The organism is Acinetobacter sp. CIP 102637, from assembly GCF_000368425.1.
In the GTDB taxonomy this organism is placed as follows: Bacteria; Pseudomonadota; Gammaproteobacteria; order Pseudomonadales; family Moraxellaceae; genus Acinetobacter; species Acinetobacter parvus.
In genome coordinates this window covers 393889-414268 of the sequence record NZ_KB849435.1, presented here as the reverse complement: position 1 = coordinate 414268, position 20380 = coordinate 393889, and the positions used below count along the sequence as shown (strand labels likewise).

The 20380-nt window shown below is 42.0% G+C and carries 14 protein-coding genes, 1 pseudogene and 1 CRISPR repeat array; of the genes and pseudogenes, 4 read left to right on the top strand and 11 right to left on the bottom strand.

All coding sequences use genetic code 11. The features are described from left to right. Positions 1 to 6: 6 nt before the first annotated feature. The 5 genes from pstA to F967_RS04950 all read right to left on the bottom strand — a co-directional run bounded on the left by pstA (position 7) and on the right by F967_RS04950 (position 7113). The gene (gene pstA, locus F967_RS04970) at positions 7 to 1401 is read right to left on the bottom strand and encodes a phosphate ABC transporter permease PstA (RefSeq protein ID WP_004798582.1); all 1395 of its coding nucleotides are present in this window, start codon (positions 1399 to 1401) and stop codon (positions 7 to 9) included. Then, positions 1398 to 2777, bottom strand: a complete 1380-nt coding sequence (pstC, locus tag F967_RS04965; RefSeq protein WP_004681327.1) for a phosphate ABC transporter permease subunit PstC — start codon at positions 2775 to 2777, stop codon at positions 1398 to 1400. Before pstC ends, pstA begins: the two co-directional genes overlap by 4 nt. Positions 2778 to 2876: 99 nt before the next feature. After that, positions 2877 to 3908, bottom strand: coding sequence for a substrate-binding domain-containing protein (locus F967_RS04960; protein ID WP_004681328.1), 1032 nt, complete (start codon positions 3906 to 3908; stop codon positions 2877 to 2879). Positions 3909 to 4206: 298 nt separating this feature from the next. Beyond that, positions 4207 to 5739, bottom strand: a complete 1533-nt coding sequence (locus F967_RS04955) for a pyridoxal phosphate-dependent decarboxylase family protein (protein ID WP_004755813.1) — start codon at positions 5737 to 5739, stop codon at positions 4207 to 4209. A 3-nt stretch (positions 5740 to 5742) separates the two neighbouring features. Continuing rightward, positions 5743 to 7113 (bottom strand): diaminobutyrate--2-oxoglutarate transaminase, encoded by a 1371-nt coding sequence (locus tag F967_RS04950; RefSeq protein ID WP_004759219.1) that lies wholly within the window; start codon positions 7111 to 7113, stop codon positions 5743 to 5745. Positions 7114 to 7579: 466 nt separating this feature from the next. Here F967_RS04950 and F967_RS04945 point away from each other — a divergent pair, with 466 nt between their 5' ends. Further along, entirely contained in the window at positions 7580 to 8281 is a 702-nt protein-coding gene (locus F967_RS04945; protein WP_004798579.1) for an SIMPL domain-containing protein, read from the top strand. Between the two features lie 58 nt (positions 8282 to 8339). On the opposite strand, the gene F967_RS04940 is transcribed toward F967_RS04945, so the two are convergent. Beyond that, complete coding sequence (locus F967_RS04940; protein WP_004798577.1) at positions 8340 to 9434, bottom strand: fatty acid desaturase family protein; 1095 nt, start codon at positions 9432 to 9434, stop codon at positions 8340 to 8342. Between the two features lie 14 nt (positions 9435 to 9448). After that, positions 9449 to 10516 carry a ferredoxin reductase gene (locus F967_RS04935; protein ID WP_004798575.1) on the bottom strand — a complete coding sequence of 356 codons (1068 nt, stop codon included), beginning with the start codon at positions 10514 to 10516 and terminating at the stop codon, positions 9449 to 9451. Between the two features lie 269 nt (positions 10517 to 10785). On the opposite strand from F967_RS04935, the gene fabR reads away from it, so the two are divergent. Both fabR and dps read left to right on the top strand, forming a co-directional pair. Further along, entirely contained in the window at positions 10786 to 11484 is a 699-nt protein-coding gene (fabR, locus tag F967_RS04930; RefSeq protein WP_004759216.1) for an HTH-type transcriptional repressor FabR, read from the top strand. Between the two features lie 220 nt (positions 11485 to 11704). After that, entirely contained in the window at positions 11705 to 12202 is a 498-nt protein-coding gene (gene dps, locus F967_RS04925; RefSeq protein WP_004755823.1) for a DNA starvation/stationary phase protection protein Dps, read from the top strand. Positions 12203 to 12267: 65 nt separating this feature from the next. On the opposite strand, the gene rapA is transcribed toward dps, so the two are convergent. From rapA to thiE, 4 genes are all read right to left on the bottom strand, one after another. Next, positions 12268 to 15105, bottom strand: coding sequence for an RNA polymerase-associated protein RapA (gene rapA / locus F967_RS04920; protein WP_004798572.1), 2838 nt, complete (start codon positions 15103 to 15105; stop codon positions 12268 to 12270). Positions 15106 to 15250: 145 nt separating this feature from the next. Beyond that, positions 15251 to 15895 (bottom strand): RluA family pseudouridine synthase, encoded by a 645-nt coding sequence (locus F967_RS04915; RefSeq protein ID WP_010589397.1) that lies wholly within the window; start codon positions 15893 to 15895, stop codon positions 15251 to 15253. 151 nt (positions 15896 to 16046) lie between these two features. After that, complete coding sequence (hemL, locus tag F967_RS04910; protein ID WP_004681343.1) at positions 16047 to 17354, bottom strand: glutamate-1-semialdehyde 2,1-aminomutase; 1308 nt, start codon at positions 17352 to 17354, stop codon at positions 16047 to 16049. A gap of 51 nt (positions 17355 to 17405) precedes the next feature. Then, a complete protein-coding gene (gene thiE / locus F967_RS04905) occupies positions 17406 to 18017 on the bottom strand; it encodes a thiamine phosphate synthase (RefSeq protein WP_004681344.1) in 612 nt (203 codons plus the stop codon). Between the two features lie 285 nt (positions 18018 to 18302). On the opposite strand from thiE, the pseudogene F967_RS04900 reads away from it, so the two are divergent. Beyond that, positions 18303 to 18857: pseudogene (locus tag F967_RS04900) on the top strand (helix-turn-helix transcriptional regulator); the annotation flags it as partial. A gap of 353 nt (positions 18858 to 19210) precedes the next feature. Further along, a CRISPR array of direct repeats spans positions 19211 to 20380; the repeat unit is 28 nt; unit sequence TTTCTAAATGGCGTATGTCGCCCTGAAC.

The window sequence follows — 20380 nt, the reverse complement described above, 5'->3', positions numbered from 1 at the left end:
CCTCAACTACCAACGCACTTCAAATTTCTTACGAAGCCAAATTGCAAGGCTATTTAAACCAATCATTAATGCAAGTAACACAATAATCGCTGCCGCGGTACGCCCTTCAAAGAAATTACGCAGCTCATTGCCCTGCCATAAATATACCTGTACTGGCAATGCGGTTGCCTGATCCAATGGTGTAGTCGGAATGCTGGCAACGAAAGCACTCATACCAATCAACAATAATGGTGCAGTCTCACCCAGCGCATGTGCAATCCCAATGATTGCACCAGTCATAATCCCTGGCAATGCAAGTGGCAATACATGATGAAAAACGGTTTGAACTTTTGATGCACCAAGACCCAGAGCAGCCTGACGAATCGATGGTGGCACCGCTTTTAATGAGGCGCGCGTGGTAATAATCACGGTAGGCAAGGTCATAAGACTCAGTACCAAACCACCCACCAGTGGCGCAGATAAAGGCAACTGCATCCAGCCAATAAAGATTGCCGCACCCAGCAGACCGAACACAATCGATGGAACTGCTGCCAGGTTGTTGATGTTCACTTCAATGATGTCGGTCATCATGTTCTTTGGCGCGAACTCTTCAAGATAGATTGCACTCGCCACTCCAATTGGAATCGAGATGATGATGACAATCAGCATCATGAACAATGAACCCATGAATGCCCCAGCCAAACCACTGCTCGCAGGTGAACTGCGTGAATCTGGGCTAAAGAACAGATTGGTATTGAACGTATTGGCAATAATCCCCTCTGCCTTTAACTTATCTGCAAGCTGGCGCACTTCTGGCTCAAGCTGTTGCTGGTCATCAGGCAGGTTACGGTCAATATTTCCAGCTAGCCAGACATCCACATTGGCATCAGCCAGAAACTTAATCTCCTGCTTGCTTCCAATCAGGGCTGGATTTGCTAACACCATGTCACGTAAACGGTACGCTTCAGAACTGGTGTACAAGCCACTTAAATAATCACGCTGATCTTCAAGCGATTTATCTTTTGAAACGATGCCATTCACGATCAGGGCATCCCAGTCCACCATACCCATTTCAGTTTGCCAGGCCACCATTCGCTCTTCAAACTGCGCGGGGGTTTCACCTGCCGTCTGCTTTGGTTTTGCACCAACATTAATAATCGCTGGGTCAAAATAAACTGGAACAGTTATGCTGCTTTGCCAGAAAGATGGCAGACCTTTTGCCAGAATACTACCAAACAGCAAGGCAACAAATGCAAGGCCAATCACCACTGCCGAGAAGCCAGCAAAACGGAACGCCTTTTCTTTGCGGTGGCGCTTTGCCAAAGAACTTTGGATTTTTCTTTTGCGCTGTTCACGTTGTTCAGCAGCCACTTGTGGATCAAATACGTTCTGATCCAGAGGAGATGTATTTGATGAACTCATTCGTATTGCTCACGATATTTGCGCACGATGTACAGTGCAATAATGTTTAAACCCAAAGTAATTACAAACAAAGTCAGACCTAGGGCAAATGCAACTAAAGCTTGCGGACTTGCAAAATCTGTATCGCCTGTCAATTGCTTAACGATTGTTACGGTAACTGTAGACACGGCTTCTAAAGGATTCGCATGCAGTAATGGGCTATTCCCAGCGGCTAAGACCACGATCATCGTCTCACCAACTGCACGAGAAACGGCAAGTAAAAAAGCACCTGTGATACCTGGTAAAGCGGCTGGGAGAACAACTTGACGAATTGTTTCAGATTTTGTCGCACCCAAACCTAGCGAACCATCTCGCAATGCACGAGGTACTTGCGTAATAATGTCGTCGGATAAAGATGAGACAAATGGGATGATCATAATTCCCATGACAAAACCAGCAGTTAATGCACTTGTTGCGTTGATGTTCACACCGATGCTTTCACCGACCATCTTAAAGAATGGGCCAATCACCATGAGTGCAAACACACCGTAAACAATCGTCGGAATACCCGCTAGAACTTCAATTGTTGGTTTAGCCCAAGAACGTAAGCGAGAGGAAGCGTATTCCGCTAAATAAATCGCAATCATCAAGCCCACAGGTACAGCAACGAGTAGTGCTATACCACTCACCATCAAAGTCCCCCAAATTAATGGGAGAATACCGTAGCTACCTTCGGCATTACCTGTGGTACTAAAGCCAGGGTTCCACTCTGTTCCGAAGAAGAAATCAACAGGACTTACAAATTTGAAAAAGTGTAATGCTTCACTAAGCATTGAAAGAACGATACCAACAGTTGTAAGAATCGCTACCCCAGAACAAAGGATCAAAGCAACATTGATAGCTTTTTCAACTTGGTTACGGGCACGATATTGTTGACTTACATGACGTTTAGCCCAAACAAGACCCGCCAATGCAGCACTAATCACTACTGCAAATTTTGCAAATGAACCAATCGTTTGGAATTTTGCTAACTGCTGTGCAGCAGCAACTTCATAAGCAGCGGCTTGATCAGTTACCCCGAATCCTGAAGCAATTGCTTTAACACGATCAATAAGAACATCACGACCAGCTTCATCTAAAGTTGAGCTAATCGATGAAGGAATATTATTAAAAATAATATGTTGTAAAACGCTTGGTTCAACCAAGTTCCAAATCATCAAAATTAAAAAAGCAGGAATACCACACCACAAAGCAACTAAAGCCCCGTAATAAACTGGACGTGAATGTAGTGTTACTGAGTTATTTCCCTTACCTGCTAGGTTACGGCTTTTACTCAGCCCAATTTGATATGCAATTGCCACAAGGGCTAATAACACACCGATAAGTAGCAGATTCATGTAATCTCCACGTTTTCTCAATTTTCATGATTTGAAAAAACTTAGTTAGACAAAAAAGGCTGATGAACCTAAGTCGCACCAGCCTCCCTTTTAACAATATTACTTAACTGTTTTACCCGCTTTGAAATCAGCTAGAACTGTTGCACGTTCTTTATCGCTTAGAGGAATCAGGCCAGCTTTTTCCAGTTTAGAACCTTTACCAGAAATTTTCTTGTTAAGGAAAAACTCTGGATACTGAGCTAAACCTTTGATTGATTTTAAGTGTTCGCCTTTCACATAGAAGTAAAGTGCACGAGATACTGGATATTGACCACTTAAAACAGTTTTCTCAGAAGGTAATACACCATTTACTGTTGCAACACGTAATTTATCGCGGTTTTGATCATAGAAACCTAAACCAAATACGCCTACTGCATTAGGAGAAGTTTTTAAACGAGCTAGTGTTTCAGTGTAATCACCTGCAATTTCAATCACACGACCATCTTTACGGAAGTTTGAACATGCTTTTTTCTGTTCTTCTTTATCTAAATTTTTGAAATAAGCAAATGATTCACAACCCGCTTCAACCATTTTTTCTTGGAACACTTCACGCGTACCATGGTTTGTTGCTGGAATAACTAAGGTAATCGGTTCATTTGGTAAGTCATCATCAATTTGGTTCCATCGTGTATATGGGTTTGGAACCAATTTACCACCTGAAGGAAGCTGTGCAGCCAATGCAGTAAATACATGTGCTGGATCTAAGTTATAAGCACCCTTTCGTGAGTTAGACGCAAATACAATACCGTCATAACCAATTTTGATTTCTTGCACTTGATTTACGCCTGCTTTTTTACATGCAGCAAGCTCTGAATCTTTGATTTTACGTGAAGCATTTGCAATATCGATGGTATTATCACCAACACCTTGACAGAATTGCTTTAAACCACCTGAAGTACCACCCGAACCAACAACGGGTGCCTTGAATTGTGGGAAAGTATTACCAAACTCTTCTGCAACGATACTTGCATAAGGCAACACAGTGGATGAGCCAGCAATTTGAATCGTATCACGAGCTGCATTTGCAGTCGTTACTACGGTTGCCCCAGATACAGCTAATGCAATTGCGATGTGACGTGGATTTAAGCGCATTCGATTTACTCTCATTGATGCAATTTGATTTACAACGCTCTGAATGAAGTGTTGTACTTTGTTTAATTGCATTTTGAGTGGATAATATGACAATTAGGTGACAACTTTATGACGCTTTTATGATGTTAATAACTGTAAGGTAGACAAGAGCATTATTGGCTATTTTTTAACTCATTATCTACAGTTTTATAATCACCTTGTTTCTAATGATTTATAGCAAAATGATTAAAAACAACTCATTACAGATCGAATATAAAAAAGACCGCCTAAGCGATCTTCTTTTCTACATAACACCCGATTAATCAATCGGCGGTGTATAGGTACCATCTGCAATCGAATCCTTAATACGATCGGCTTCTGCCAACACAAGTGCAAGCAAGTTTTGAACGTTTTCAAGCGTTGCAACTGGGCTTAAAGTGGTCATTTTCAATGATTGAACCTGACCAACTTTAGTCACACCAATATTCGCCTCACCACGTGCAAATAATTCATCTGCAACGTTTTGGTTCAAACTATCTATAAACTCAGTTGGATAACCTTCTGGAACAACACGGAACAGAACAGAAGCAAATTGTGGTTCAACTAACAGCTCAAGGCCATCTGTTGATTTGATATAGTCTGCAACTTCACGTGTTAATTTCACGCCGTGATCGATCATTGAACCATAAAGCTCTTCACCTAATGCTTCAACTGTCATCCACAATTTCAATGCATCAAAACGACGAGTCGTTTGTAAAGATTTAGACACAAGGTTAGGTACACCATGTTCTTCATCATAAGCAGAGTTTAAGTACTCCGCTTCATAATGCATAAAGCGATAGTTAGCTTCATCTTTTAATAAGAAAGCACCACAGCTAATGCTTTGGAAATAATGCTTGTGGAAATCAAGCGTGATTGAATCTGATAATTCAATTCCATCTAACATTGTACGATGGTCATTGGAAAGAATCAGTGCACCACCCCAAGCGGCATCAATATGCATCCATGAACCATATTTCGTGGTAATTTCACGGATTTTCTTGAGTGGATCAATTGCGCCCGCATCCGTCGTACCCGCTGTTGCAACAACACAGGCTACGATTTTGCCTTCAGACTGAAGATGCGCCATGGTTTTTTCCAGTGCATCAACATCCATCTGTGCGTTTTCATTCACAGGAACAGTGACAACAGACTGGAAGCCCATGCCCATCATTGCCATGTTCTTTTGCACAGAGAAGTGTGCATTTTCAGAACAAATGACTTTGACGTTTTTCATTGCTTCTGCAGGAATACCATCGCGCTGAACCGACCATGGCTTGCCATTTTCATCTTTCCAGTTTTTTGAGATACACCAGTCACGTGCCAGTAATACACCCATCAAGTTAGACTGTGTTCCACCCGAAGTGAATACACCTGCTTGACCTGCACCATAGCCCACTTTTTGACGTAACCAATCAATAAGCTGAACTTCCATCAATGAACCCGCTGGGCTTTGATCCCATGAATCCATAGATTGGTTGGTTGCATTGATTAACACTTCCGCAATTTGGCTCATCACCATGGTTGGGCAATGCAAATGTGCAAGTGAGTGTGGATGATGTACTTTTAAACTTTTGTTGAGGAAAAGCTCAACCATACGTTGTAATGATTGTTGTACACCTAAACCTTCTTTCGATGGATGAAAAGAAATTGCTGCTCGCAAATCTTTAATACTTCCACCTGTGTACATTTTATCATTTTGCAACCATGCTGAAACGGCTTTAACCGCTTCACCCATTGCTGACTGATAGTCAGCAATGGATTGTGCATCATTGCAGAGTAACGCTTTACGATGTTCTGCAAAATCAACCATGGATTAGCCTCGTACTGCTTTTAAAGCTTCTGCAATCGCTTTTTTGAAGCGTGCAACTACTTCAACACATTCGTCTTGATTGATGATAAGTGGGCAAAGTAAACGAATTACCGTACCGTTACGACCACCTTTCTCAAGTAAAAGTTTATTGTTGAAACAAGCCGTTTGAATTGCCGCAGCTAATTGTGCATCAGCAGGTAGTGAACCCATATGGTCAGCTGGTTTACGCTCATCAACGATTTCAACGCCGATCATCAAACCACGACCACGCACATTACCAATACATGGGAATTCTTGAGCTAATTTTTTGAATTCAGCTTGTAAGAAATCACCACGCTCTTGCGCATTTTGAGCTAGGTTTTGTTCAGAAATAGTTTTTAAAACCATTAAACCTGTACCCATTGCCAACTGGTTGCCACGGAAAGTACCCGTGTGACCTGCTGGCTGCCAAGCATCAAACTTACGCTTAATACCAAGCACTGCTAATGGTAAACCACCACCTACAGCTTTTGACATTACCACAACATCAGGCTCGATACCTGCATGTTCAAAGGCAAACATTTTACCTGAACGTGCAAAACCAGCTTGAACTTCGTCCAAAATTAAAACGATGTTGTGCTTTTCAGTCACTTCACGAATTTTTTGTAACCACTTAACAGGTGCAGTTACGACACCGCCTTCACCTTGAATTGCTTCAAGAATCACAGCAGCAGGTTTCGTTACACCACTTTCAACATCTTCGATGAAATTTTCAAAGAAGTAAGTCAAAGCATCAACACCCGCTTCACCACCTAAACCAAGTGGGCAACGATATTCATGTGGATAAGGCATAAACTGAACGCCAGGCATAAGACCATTCACGGCATTTTTAGCACTCAGGTTACCTGTCATCGACAGTGAACCATGAGTCATACCGTGGTATCCACCTGAAAAACTGATCACTGAGCTACGACCTGTATAGGTTTTTGCCAGTTTGATGGCTGCCTCAGTTGCATCTGCACCAGATGGTCCACAGAACTGTAAGCAATATTCTTCTTTACCGCCTGGCAAGTAAGCCAAAAGTGCTTCAGTAAAAGCATCTTTTAAAGGAGTCGTTAAGTCTAAAGTATGCAAAGGCAAGCCACTTGCCAATGTATCTTGAATACTTTGAATCACCGCAGGATGATTATGACCTAAAGCCAATGTTCCTGCCCCAGCTAAACAGTCGAGGTATTGAGTACCCTCAACATCTGTAACCCAGCAGCCCTGTGCTTTCGCTATCGCTAACGGTAATTTACGTGGATAACTACGAACATTTGATTCCATCTGACTTTGGCGAGTCAGATAATATTCGTTGGTTGCATTAGCGGCAGGGTTTACGGAAGTAACGCTCATATCGAATTACCATCTCTGATATGGGTAAAAGAAATAAGTCTGGTGACTTGCGGTCGTTTGACTCGGTGCTTTTTAGAATCTAGTGCAGACAAAATGTTTTATATCTTTCAACTAGGTGCGAGATGATACCTAATTTTGAAATAAAATAAACTCTTTTTATGCCTGACATTCATCTAATATTATTGAAAAAATGTTTCTTTCAATTAACTATGATGAATTATCATCATACTATGTGACAAGTGAAAGAAAGTATGCTTTTTTTATTTGCAGTTTGTATTTTAGATAAATGGTCAAACACTTTTAAATAATCCATTATTTTTTAATCGTTTTTATTTATTTTTATGTTGCAAAACCTCCCTAATCCATTACAAAGACACCACAAAATATGCAAAAGTTCGCCATCCGTTGTTTCTAATATCAGACTTGTAAAAATAAATGTTTAATACCAAATTTTAAGGAATTTTTTATGCGTACTTTAGCACTTGCAACATTAATGATCGGAGCTGCACTTAGCCCAAGCCTTTTTGCTCATGAGACTGAAAACTTGAACTATAATATTGTGAATATCCAAGCAGATGCAGCACGCCAAGTTGCGAATGACGAAATGCGTGCAGTTCTCTATATTGAGAAAAGCCACAAGCAACCTGCTGAGCTTTCGAATCAAATCAATCAACTGATGAATCAGGCACAGGCGATTTCGCGTAAATATTCACAGGTCAAGGTCGAAACTGGTGCGCAAAGTACCTACCCTGTTTATGACAATGACAGCAGCAAGTTAAAGGAATGGCGTGCCCGTGCTGAAATTCAGCTTGAAAGCAAGGACTTTAAGGCGGCAAGCCAGTTGATTAGCGAGTTGCAGCAAAGCTTCCAGACCCAATCCATCAATTTCACCGTATCGGATGAACAGCGCAAGAAAGTTGAAAATGAGTTGATGATTGAGGCCTCGAAAAACTTTCAACAACGTGCCCAAGCCATTACTCAGGCATGGAATAAAAACCAATATAATCTGGTCAGTTTAAACCTAAATACCAGCAACTATTTCCCACAACCAATGATGCGGGGTGGCATGGCAAAATTTGCGATGGCGGAAGCTGCACCTGCACAGGACATGGCGGCGGGTGAATCAAAAATCACGGTTAGCGCCAATGGGTCGATTCAGTTTAAATAATTCGAAAGTTGAACTGACCTCAGCATAAGGGCGAACACAATTCGCCCTTATGCTCTAATCACTTTTTAAAAGGCAGCGCATATTTAAAAATACGTCCGACCACTTCACCAAACTGTTTGACAAAGCTGGCATTGTTGTAATTTAAGCCATATTTTTTACATACCGCTTCAACTTTCGGTGCAATTTGGCGATAACGGCGTGCAGGGATATCAGGAAATAAGTGGTGCTCAATTTGATGACTCAAATGTCCCGTCAAAATGTGAAATGCTTCCGAGCCAGTCAAATTGGATGAACCACGAATCTGGCGCATGTACCAATGCCCACGACTTTCATCTTGCAGCACTGTTTTTGGGAATACTTCTGCATCTTTGGTAAAGTGACCACAAAAAATAATGCTGAATGTCCAGATATTACGAATACCATTAGCAACTAAATTTCCAGTAAACACAGGAATGGCTGATGGCCCTGCAATCAATGGGAAAAATACATAATCCTTAAACAGTTGCTTCGCTATTTTTTTCTGCGCTGGTTGCCATTCTCGTTTAAATTGCGCCATTGATTTACGCTTATAAATCACTTTGCCGAGTTCAAGATTTTGAATCGCAACTCCCCATTGGAATAGTAAGCTGAATGGCACAATATAAATCGGTTGAATTAAAGTAAACTTTGTCCAACGTTGTTCGGGAAATAAACGAAATACACCATAACCCACATCATCATCCATGCCTTTCACATTGGTATAGGTATGGTGCTTATAGTTATGAGTTTGACGCCAGTTATCCGAGGTGCCAACCGTGTCCCACTCATAGGTTAGACCATTAAATTTAGGTTCATTCATCCAGTCATACTGCCCATGCATGACATTATGGCCCAATTCCATATTTTCCATGATTTTGGCAAAACTAAGTAAACCTGTACCCAATAGCCATGCAGGCGGAAACCATCCAGCAAACAACAAGGTACGACCTAAGAAACTACTATAGCGGACTGATGAATAAACACGGCGAATGTATTTGGCATCTTTTTCGCCCAAATCGTCCAGCACCTCCTGCTTGATTTGATCCAGTTCCCTGGCAAAAGCAGCCAGTTCGGCTTCGGTTAAATTACGATTTTTAGGATTTTGAAAAAATTGATATTTTACAGGCATATTCATATTCAATTTCTCTCTTAGAGATCAATCACAAGATCAGATTGAGCTGAATTTACGCAAATCTTGAGTAACTGGCTTGGCTCGTGGTTTGCTGAACCATTGAGCAAGTTTTTGGTCGCGCCTTGTGCTTTGGTGCAGGCACACTTATTACAGATTCCCATACGGCAACCATGCTTTGGCTTGATCCCCTGATGTTCCAAACTGCTTAGAATCGACTGGCCTTTTGGAATGGCGATGGTCTTGTTGGATTGTGTCAATGTGACATTGATAAAACCCGTATCAGTTGCATCTATATCAAACTGGCTTAGACCAAAAGCTTCGGTCTGGATTGAGGCGGCATGCTTAAACAATGTTTCCGCCATTGCCACAAAGCCTGATGGGCCGCAGGCATAAACTGTGGTTTCATTTAAAGATTTAAGTTGATTAACGTGAGACTGGTTTAAGCGTTGATCCTCTTGCTGTGTATAAAAAATCTGATAAGTAAAATTCGGAAAGTTTTCAACAACTTCTTTTAGGTACTCAGCATAAGCCGCATCTTCATGCGTTTTCACCCAATACATCAGTTGCACAGATATGGCTTTAAGCTGTCTGGACTGACAGAAAGCCTCAATCAAGCTCAGCATTGGCGTAATGCCACTACCTGCCGCAAGTAACAATAGCTTTGGTGTTTGAACCTGCTGCTGCATTTCACCATAAGGCTGTCCCAAACGCAGAATATTACCTGTTTGACTTTGATCGACCAACCAAGAACTGACCAGACCTTGATCAATTTTTTTCACCGTTAGGCAGAGATGGTCTGCATCGACCTGCATCAGGCTATAGGTTCTTTCATAATGACGACCTGCAATTTCCACCGTCACAGGATGATGCTGACCTGCAACACCACGTTGCACATGGCGGTTACATTGCAATATCAGGCTCACCATATCCTTTGCCACAATTTGTTTTTTTACGACTTTGGCAAGAGGTTGATTCATTGACCATAAAGGGTTGATTTTCTGTAACCAGAAATTGGCATCATGACTGCTCATGACGCTTTGAGCCATTGAGTTAAACAGGGAAGCCCTCTTTTCGATTGCTTGCATGCGCAGTTACTCTAATTGTTTTCTTAATTATTATACATATGTATATTTATTTGTATATACACTTGTATATTTATTCAAAAAGAATTGTAAACAGGATTTTTTACAAAATGTTTACCATAAAATGAAAAGTGCGCAGTCAAGGGCAGTGTCTTGCAGAAATGGAGTTTTCCCTGTTTCCCACAGTGGAAAGCAGCCCCGATTGATTTACATTTCACAAGCCCATCGACAATCGCTATAATCCCAAGCAGCTTATTTATGTTTTGAAAATGATGGTTCATTCTTCTGTTTTAACACCCAGTCCCAAACCAGCAACAGATGAACAGGATGTTGTTTCCATAAAATCTCCTGTACGTTCAGTTGGCCGAAAAGCCACCATTACCAAAGAAGAGTTATTTCAAGCCACCCTGAACCTAATTGGCCCACAAAAGAGCATCTCCTCCCTGAGTTTAAGGGAGATCGCGCGTGAGGCGGGCATTGCACCCAATAGTTTTTATCGTCATTTTAGGGACATTGATGAACTCGCAATCGCTCTGATTGATCGGGCAGGTTTGGTACTGCGTAAAATCATTCGTGAAGCACGCCTACAGGCGGTATTGCAACATAGTATTATCCGCAGTTCAGTCGAAGTTTTTATTCAGCTTCTGGATGCGGATGAAGGTTATTTGGGCTTATTGTTACGTGAAAGCTATACGGGTTCAACTTCCTATAAAGAGGCTGTAGACCGCCAGCTTTCATTCTTCCAGCAAGAGTTGCACGAAGACCTGATTCGTCTGGAACAGATCAACAATAACAGTCACATGCCCCATGCGGATATTGCCGCTAAAGCCATCACCCAACTGGTGTTTAACATGGGTGCGAAAGTGATTGACCTGTCTGCTGAACAACGGATTGAAGTCGCAGAACAAACCATGCTCATGATCCGTATGATCCTGACAGGTGCCCGCCATTTAACAGAAGAACCGCTCTAGTTTTATGTTTCCGTGTGGTGCAGCCCTTATTTGTACCACACTCAATCAACCCACTTACATTTCTTCCCACATTCCCTTCTTTGTATTTCGCACAGTATTCAAACTGATACAAAAGCAGTCAAAATCTAAACACTCAGGCGTATTCAACGGCGTAAAATAGTTATCGAAATAAATGGTTTTGATCCATTTTCATGCTTATTAAAATTGAAATGAGGTAACTATGAGTTCTTCAGCAGCGAAAGCTTTAAAAGTTTATACACGTAATAATTTAGATGACTCCATTAAAGAAGCAACGGTCAAAATATTAAATCAAATACTTGCAGATCTTATTGATTTGTCCTTGCTCACCAAGCAGGCCCACTGGAATATGCGTGGTAGCAACTTTATTGCCGTGCATGAAATGCTGGATATGTTCCGTACTTCGTTGATTACCCATCTGGACAATGTGGCTGAACGTGCGGTACAAATTGGTGGTACCGCATTGGGAACGACCCAGACCGTAGCGCAAACATCGCATTTAAAACCGTATCCTGTGGAAATCCATGCGGTACAGGATCATTTAAAAGAACTTGCCGATCGGTATGGCGTGGTGGCAAACCATTTACGTGACACGATTGATGAGATTCAGGACCCGATTTCTGAAGACATTATCCATGCTGCCCTGGAAGACCTGGATCAATATTTATGGTTCCTTGAAGCCAATATCGAACAAAAGTAATTTCTGTTCAGCAATAGAAAAACGAGGGTCAAATGATCCTCGTTTTTTTATTGCATGGTGATGATTTAAGGTTTGACCACCACCAACACCTGAATCGCTTCTGGGGTAACAGAAAGTCCATCAAGTAGTCCTAAACCTTCTTTTTGGAATTTCTGTAAACGCTCAATTTCATCTTGGCGAATACTTGGATTGAATTGCTTCAGATAAGTTAAACGGTCAATTTCATATTGCCATTTACTACTGTAGTGCTCTTTCGCTTGTTGCATCAATTCAGGCAAAGAGGTTTTGGCAATATCTAAAGCTTGTGCGTAACGCTCTTCAATTACATTGCGGCGTGCTTTCACCACCTGACGACAGCTATTGCCATCCAGATGATGCAAATATGGACGTAAAATGCCTGGATCAATCTTGGCAGACAAGTCCTGACCATTTTCACTCAGCAACACACGAATCAACTGTTTTGGCAGGCTTGATGGCAGGTTCAAGGCTTTTGGTGCAACCACATCCACCTTAAACCACACTTCCAGTAACAGCGAACCTTGCTTTAATGCATTTGATTTCAGCAAAGCCACATTGGTACTGCCAAATGACTGTGTACGGATCATTTCCATGACACTTTCAATAAATGGATGTTCCAGTGTCAGATATTGTGCATCTTCACGGATTTGCGCCTGATCACGATAGAATGTCGCGGTCATACCCTCTTCGTCTAGAGTTAAACCCTGCACCTGCATCTGGTCGGTTGGCTTGATGATGACCGTACCATTGCTTTGCTCATCAAAGTCAATATTGGTCGATGACATAAAACGCTTTACGAACATTGGTAAAGTCGTATTGTCATCATAATCCTCAAGCGCCTGTACAATGCCCTGCGCCACCACTGGACGACAAGAATTGTACTCAAGCAAACGGTCACGACCTGCCTGTAGTTCTGCTTCCAGAGCCTGACGCTGTACATTGACTTCTTCAAGCAAGTCTTCAAAGGTTTGCCCTTGATCTGCCAATAAGCAGTCTTTCAGTTCAACGATAAAGTTCTCTTGTAGCGTTTGAGCAGTTGGAGAAATATTGCTGAAAATATTCAGTGCTTCGTTATACCAGCGGAACATACGCTCCTGCGCTGTACCGATCAAATATGGCACGTGAATTTGAATGCGGTTTTCCTGGCCAATACGGTCCAGACGGCCAATACGTTGTTCCAGCACATCAGGGTTGGCAGGCAAATCAAATAAAATTAAATCACTAGCAAACTGGAAGTTACGCCCTTCTGAACCAATTTCAGAGCACAGTAAAATCTGAGCACCATAACTATCTTCAGCAAAATATGCGGCAGCTTGGTCACGCTCTAATAAGCTCATGCCTTCATGGAACATTGCTGTACGAATGCCCGCATGTAAACGTAGGGCATTTTCTAAAGCTTCAACTACAGGTCCACTACGTGCGATCAACAGTACTTTTTTGTGCTTGAGATCTTTACGCAGTACTTCCATCAACCACGGCACACGAGGATCGGTTTCCATCCAAGAACCATCGAGCTGTCCCTCTTCAGGCCACATTTGTTCTCGCATTTTGCCGTCAAAAGACCAGTTTTCTGGGGCTGGTAGTGGTGCTGGCTGGCAATCACGGCCTGGGAAGCCCTGAATCGCCTCACGGGTGTTACGGAACAGGATACGACCTGTACCATGACGATCCAACAGTTCATGAATCGCTCGCATACGTTGTTCAGGCTGATCATCAATACGATGACCCAACAAGCCCTCAAGTGCAGCTAAATGCTCTTCTGTTAAAGCATCATCTGACATCAATACTTCTGCAATTTTCGCAGTTTGCTGGTATTGCTCTTCCTCATCAAGGAAACGGTCAAGGCTGCTAAAACGTTGCGGATCAAGCAGGCGTAAACGGGCAAAATGACTTTCTACACCCAGTTGCTCTGGGGTTGCAGTGAGAAGCAACACACCCGCCGTTTGTTCTGCCAGTTCTTCAACCAGATCATAACGATCATTACCGCCCTCTTCCTCACTCCACATCAAATGATGCGCTTCATCAACCACCAGCAAGTCAAAACCTGCTTCCAAAGCCTGTTCACGCAAATCATCATGGTCAACCATCAAATCGACACTGGCAATAATGCATTGCTCAGTCAGGAATGGATTCAGGTCTGGATCATGCTCTTTGATCGAAGCGGTACGTGTTAAATCAAACAGGGAGAATTGCAAATTGAAACGGCGACGCATTTCAATCATCCATTGATACTGCAATGAATCAGGCACTAAAATCAGGATACGTTCTGAACGGCCTGTCTTGAGTTGCTGGTGAATGATCAGGCCCGCTTCAATGGTTTTACCAAGCCCAACCTCATCCGCAAGAAGAACACGGGGCGCAAAGCGCTTACCCACCTCATGCGCGATATAAAGTTGGTGTGGAATCAGGCCAACACGTGCGCCGAGCAAACCACGTAATGGGCTGGTGTGCATTTGAGCCTGCAACAACATGGCCTCAATACGCAGGTCATACCATTCCTTATAATCGACCTGACTGGCCAACAGACGTTCTAAAGGTTTTGACAACTGGATTTGCGCACCAATACGGGTTTCATTCAGTGCCTTGCGTTCCTGTTCGCCATTTGCCAAAGTGCGAACCACATCGTAACGGAGCACGCCATGACGGTCTTCGATGGATTCAACAATCCACTTGATGCCTTCCTGATCCTGAACTTCATCATTCACATTGAAGATGATACGGGATAAAGGCGCATTATTGCGTGCATAGACACGGGTTTCATCACTTTTGGGGAATAAAATGCTGATAGAACGTTCATCTACATCAATAAGAACGCCTAAACCGAGTTCTGTTTCTGTATCTGATAACCAACGTTGACCAATAGCAAACTGCTGCAATTTTTCCACCTTTATCTCAAGTTAGCCTACATATTGTATTCCGTAGCCCTGATAGGGTTTAAGGTATTTTATGTAGTTTTCAACCATGTATTTTGACACAAAGCACCATCTAATAGCGTGCATCACATCATGATTTATTAAAAAGTTTTAGCAATTAAAACGGTACGGGACAGTCAAAACTGAGTTGTGTCCCTGTCTTCGGGTGAGCAAAACTTAACTGCGTTGCATGTAAACACAAACGGTCATAAAGCTGCTGCTGTTCTGGCGTGGCATATAAGGTGTCACCAAGAATTGGATGACCTAAATATTGCATATGCACACGAAGCTGATGGGAACGCCCTGTAATCGGGATGAGTTTAACGCGTGTTACCATTTGTCCCTGAATATCGAAGTGTTCAATGGCCTGCCATTCTGTTAAGGCTGGTTTGTGATGGGAATCATCCACAATATGCAATGGTGGGCGGCTTGGATCATAGATTACAGGGATATCAACGGTGCCCTGTCCCTCTAAATGGCCCGCAACCAATGCCTGATAGATTTTTGCGGTTTGACGATCCTGAAATTGACGGGAAATGGCGCTTTGTCCAAACCTGGATAGGCCAAAAACCAATATGCCCGAAGTATCACGGTCCAAACGGTGGATGAGTAAAGTTTTTGGTTCTAGTTTTAATAAACGATTAATCAAGCAATCTTGTAAATCAGGTGTTTTCCCTGGCACCGTCAGCAACCCTGCGGGTTTATGGATGACCATAAAATCTTCATCACGATGAATCAAATGTTCACTTAGAAAATCACTCAAAGTAGCCTTCCAACGACTGGATGAAAACAAGCGGGCAATCATAAAAAGCTTAGACTAGAAATACAATGAAAAAATCGATTTAATTCTAATTTTTTATTCCATATCTAAAAAACACCACAACAATAGTCATGGTGTTTCCTGATATCTGAAATTACGCAGAAGCTTTCATTTCAGCAAATGTTTCTTTTGCAGCTTGAATTGTCTCTGCAATGTCTTGATCAGAGTGTACTGAAGAAATAAAACCTGCCTCAAAAGCCGATGGTGCAAGGTACACACCACGCTTTAACATACCGTGGAAGAATTTTTTAAATGCTTCAACATCACAGGCCAACATCGAATCAAAGCTGGTAATGTCCTCTTGATCGGTGAAATAAAGGCCGAACATACCACCCACCTGCTGGGTTTTAAATGGAATGCCTGCCTCATCTGCCGCCGTCTGTAATCCTGCAAGCAATTTCGCTAACTGTGCCGAAAGCTTGTCATAAAATTCAGGTTCACGAAGATGCTTGAACATGGCAATCCCTGCACGCATTGCCAATGGATTACCTGACAATGTACCTGCTTGATAAACACCGCCTAAAGGTGCGATACATTCCATGATTTCGCGTTTACCACCAAATGCGCCCACAGGTAGCCCCGCACCAATAATCTTACCCAGTGTCACCAGATCAGGCTTCACATTATACAGGGTGTGTGCCCCGCCTAGAGCAACACGGAAACCTGTCATCACTTCATCAATAATAAATACGGATTTGTATTCATCACAGACATCACGAATGGCCTGTAAAAATCCATTAATTGGTGTAACCAGATTCATGTTGCCTGCCACTGGTTCAATAATTACCCCAGCAATCTCATGACCAAACTTGGCAAAACATTCTTTCAAGGCTTCAATATTGTTATATGGTAGCGTTAAAGTATGTTTGGCAAAATCGGCAGGTACCCCTTTAGATGTCGGCTCACCCTCACCCAAAGTAAGTAAACCTGAACCTGCTTTAACTAATAACGAATCTGAATGGCCATGATAGCAGCCTTCAAATTTTACAATCTTGTCACGACCTGTGTAACCACGCGCCAGGCGAATCGCTGTCATGGTCGCTTCAGTTCCTGAACTGGTCATACGAACCAATTCAATCGCTGGCATGATCTCGCAAATGGTGTCTGCCAAAGTCGTTTCATATACTGTTGGTGCGCCAAAGCTTAAACCATCCTCAGCTGCAGTTTGTACCGCCAGAATAATATCAGGATGGGCGTGACCTAAAATCATTGGTCCCCATGAACCGACATAATCTACATAGCGTTTGCCATCGACATCCCACAAGTATGCCCCTTTTGCCTTTTCAATAAAGACAGGCGTACCACCAACACCGTTAAATGCACGTACAGGTGAATTGACCCCACCTGGAATATGTTTATTTGCTTGTTTAAATAACTGTTCTTGCTTTGGAGATAAACTCATAAAAGACTCAACCTAGAATCGAAGAATAAAATGTCGAAACGATGCAAAAAATTATGCAAATAACTTTGCCCATGCATTTACACGAGCAGGAATTTCAGCTGTTGACCGTCCTAATATATCACTAATTACCGCACAAAGGCTTGCTCCTGCCTCAATGACCACTTGGGAATTTTCAACGGTCAAACCACCAATGGCACATATTGGTACTTTAAACTTCTGCTTTGCTTGTTGAATGACTTCAACTCCAACATTACCTGCTTCAGGTTTAGTTGAAGTGGCATAGACTGCGCCAAATGCAACATAAGTTGCACCTTCAGCAATTGCCTTTTCAGCTAGTTCTAAGCTGTTTAAGCAAGTTCGCCCAATAATCGCCCCCTGTGGTAGACATGCGGCCGCATCAATAATTTCGCCATCAGATTGTCCGAGATGAACACCCAAACCAAATTGTTCTGCCAGCGATAAATCATCATTAATCACAAATGGAACCTGATATTTTTCACACAGGATCTTAATCTGCTCCACTTCAAGCGGCTGATCGGCTTTTGCGATTTTTTTACGACGATACTGCAAAATGGCAATATGTCCTGTTGCCAACGCAAGCTGTAGTTTTTCTAGTAATAATTGGATTGGATCATCATTGGTAATCAGGTAGAGGCCGTGCATAAATTACTCAGTTCAACATATAATTTTTCATTCCTACTTTAGTCAATATCACATTCAGAATCTATACCGATCATTTTATCATTCTATTTTTTGCTACAATATCAATAAAAATTGCTTTTCTTCTTATCCTTTGCATTACCTTGATTCAAGCACAGTCTACTGTTTCTCTCATTTCATCGGATAATGATACAAAAAGACTACATTTCTCCATTTACCTGATTTAAGCCAAACAAAAACTATATAAAATGAGTAATGTTACTCTGTTAATATATCAATGGTTTTTAGATGAATCTCATCGAACAAGGCGCAGTACGGGGAATTCTGGACAAGGTTCAGCATATTGATGACTCGCTAATATTTCTGGAACATTTAAATCACCATTTTGATATACAACTTTCCCAACTGTTGGCAGTGGATTTAGAGGTACAGGCCCTGTCCTTTACTATCCATCACAGTCTCAACATCGATGCAGATCATCTTAATCAAGTGGCATTGACTAATATTCGTCTGGAAATTGATGATGATCCCCGCTTAAAAAATCGGTATCTGCCCCCTTTCAAGGCTGGATGCATGATTCCCAGCATTTTACTGAACAGGAAATTACTCAAACACAAGTGTATCAACAAGTACTGCAACCGCTTAACATTCAATTTGGTTCAGCAATTCAGCTTGTTTATGACTAAAAAATTTGTGTGATATTGGCTTTACTCACCAGCCCTGATCGTGGCATTGAGCAATGCCGAACTGCAACCCATTTATGATCTTGTGCCATTCATTCAACAAAAAATTCAGCAACATCGCCATCATTTTGAATATTCAACTCGAACTTTACTAGTGTCTGTTGAGAATTACCGAGAGTTAATTAAACTCGCGCACAATTGCATCATGGCTTCAAAACTCGTATCTGTTTTACAACTACGCATCGCTATACGTTTAAATTCTTTTAACTTACAGAAATCGTTTTCAATGAGATGACGCCATTTATACATAATCGTATCAAATGCTCTCATTACTTTTCGATTAGATTTGGGTGGGATCACCACTTTCACTTTACGTTCATTGAGTTCTTGAATCAGCCAATCTGCATCAAATGCTTTATCCGCTAGTAATGCTTGAAAATCAACATCTTCAATTAAAGGTTTGGTTTCTTCTCAATCGTGATATTGACCAGGCATTAATCGAAACTTATAGTGTTTCTAAATGGCGTATGTCGCCATGAACAAAAAGGCAACGTCCGTTGTACTTTGGCCAATTTTCTAAATGGCGTATGTCGCCCTGAACCAGCAGCACAGTGGGCATTTCTACCCATTCAATTTCTAAATGGCGTATGTCGCCATGAACCAAAAGTTTCTGACGTTGTTCTTTCCAGTGCTTTTCTAAATGGCGTATGTCGCCCTGAACAGGACGATGCAAATGATAGTGTTCACCCACAATTTCTAAATGGCGTATGTCGCCCTGAACAACGTTGTTATTAACGGCAAAGACTTTGTTAATTTCTAAATGGCGTATGTCGCCCTGAACGATAAGAGAGCACCCACTTCTTTTTCCCACTTTTTCTAAATGGCGTATGTCGCCCTGAACATGGATGGTTGGTAAAATTGTTGTAATGAGAATTTCTAAATGGCGTATGTCGCCCTGAACCGTGGTGTTTGTGGTGACTGTCTTAAAAATAATTTCTAAATGGCGTATGTCGCCCTGAACATGAGCACTATTGTAATCTTGCTGAAGAATACTTTCTAAATGGCGTATGTCGCCCTGAACGCTTCAGATAGTTAATTTCCGTCCTTTTTGTGTTTCTAAATGGCGTATGTCGCCCTGAACGTTATCACTGGTCGCCAAACTGTGAGATAACATTTCTAAATGGCGTATGTCGCCCTGAACTTCGCCACGGAATAATTTGCTTTCATTTGCATTTTCTAAATGGCGTATGTCGCCCTGAACTCCGCATAAAAACCCCGCACCATCACAATAAATTTTCTAAATGGCGTATGTCGCCCTGAACTGTCTAACCACAATTGATATGGTGATTTGTATTTTCTAAATGGCGTATGTCGCCTTGAACAATTCGTTTGAGAATCTTAGTGAGGCTTTTAATTTCTAAATGGCGTATGTCGCCTTGAACGGTCTGTAAATCATGCGAAGAACGTCGTGAGTTTTCTAAATGGCGTATGTCGCCTTGAACCTGATGCACAAGAAGCATCAGCGATTATTAGTTTTCTAAATGGCGTATGTCGCCTTGAACTTGCAAATCCTTATTTATGCCCTGCCAAAGTCTTTTCTAAATGGCGTATGTCGCCCTGAACTTATGGACCGTTTAGATATTTGTCGCTTTGTGTTTCTAAATGGCGTATGTCGCCCTGAAC

What these genes read in the sequence shown, in the direction of transcription:
- pstA (WP_004798582.1), bottom strand. Translation starts at nt 1,401, where the DNA reads ATGAGTTCATCAAATACATCTCCTCTGGATCAGAACGTATTTGATCCA.
- pstC (WP_004681327.1), bottom strand. Translation starts at nt 2,777, where the DNA reads ATGAATCTGCTACTTATCGGTGTGTTATTAGCCCTTGTGGCAATTGCA.
- F967_RS04960 (WP_004681328.1), bottom strand. Translation starts at nt 3,908, where the DNA reads ATGCGCTTAAATCCACGTCACATCGCAATTGCATTAGCTGTATCTGGG.
- F967_RS04955 (WP_004755813.1), bottom strand. Translation starts at nt 5,739, where the DNA reads ATGGTTGATTTTGCAGAACATCGTAAAGCGTTACTCTGCAATGATGCA.
- F967_RS04950 (WP_004759219.1), bottom strand. Translation starts at nt 7,113, where the DNA reads ATGAGCGTTACTTCCGTAAACCCTGCCGCTAATGCAACCAACGAATAT.
- F967_RS04945 (WP_004798579.1), top strand. Translation starts at nt 7,580, where the DNA reads ATGCGTACTTTAGCACTTGCAACATTAATGATCGGAGCTGCACTTAGC.
- F967_RS04940 (WP_004798577.1), bottom strand. Translation starts at nt 9,434, where the DNA reads ATGAATATGCCTGTAAAATATCAATTTTTTCAAAATCCTAAAAATCGT.
- F967_RS04935 (WP_004798575.1), bottom strand. Translation starts at nt 10,516, where the DNA reads ATGCAAGCAATCGAAAAGAGGGCTTCCCTGTTTAACTCAATGGCTCAA.
- fabR (WP_004759216.1), top strand. Translation starts at nt 10,786, where the DNA reads ATGGTTCATTCTTCTGTTTTAACACCCAGTCCCAAACCAGCAACAGAT.
- dps (WP_004755823.1), top strand. Translation starts at nt 11,705, where the DNA reads ATGAGTTCTTCAGCAGCGAAAGCTTTAAAAGTTTATACACGTAATAAT.
- hemL (WP_004681343.1), bottom strand. Translation starts at nt 17,354, where the DNA reads ATGAGTTTATCTCCAAAGCAAGAACAGTTATTTAAACAAGCAAATAAA.
- thiE (WP_004681344.1), bottom strand. Translation starts at nt 18,017, where the DNA reads ATGCACGGCCTCTACCTGATTACCAATGATGATCCAATCCAATTATTA.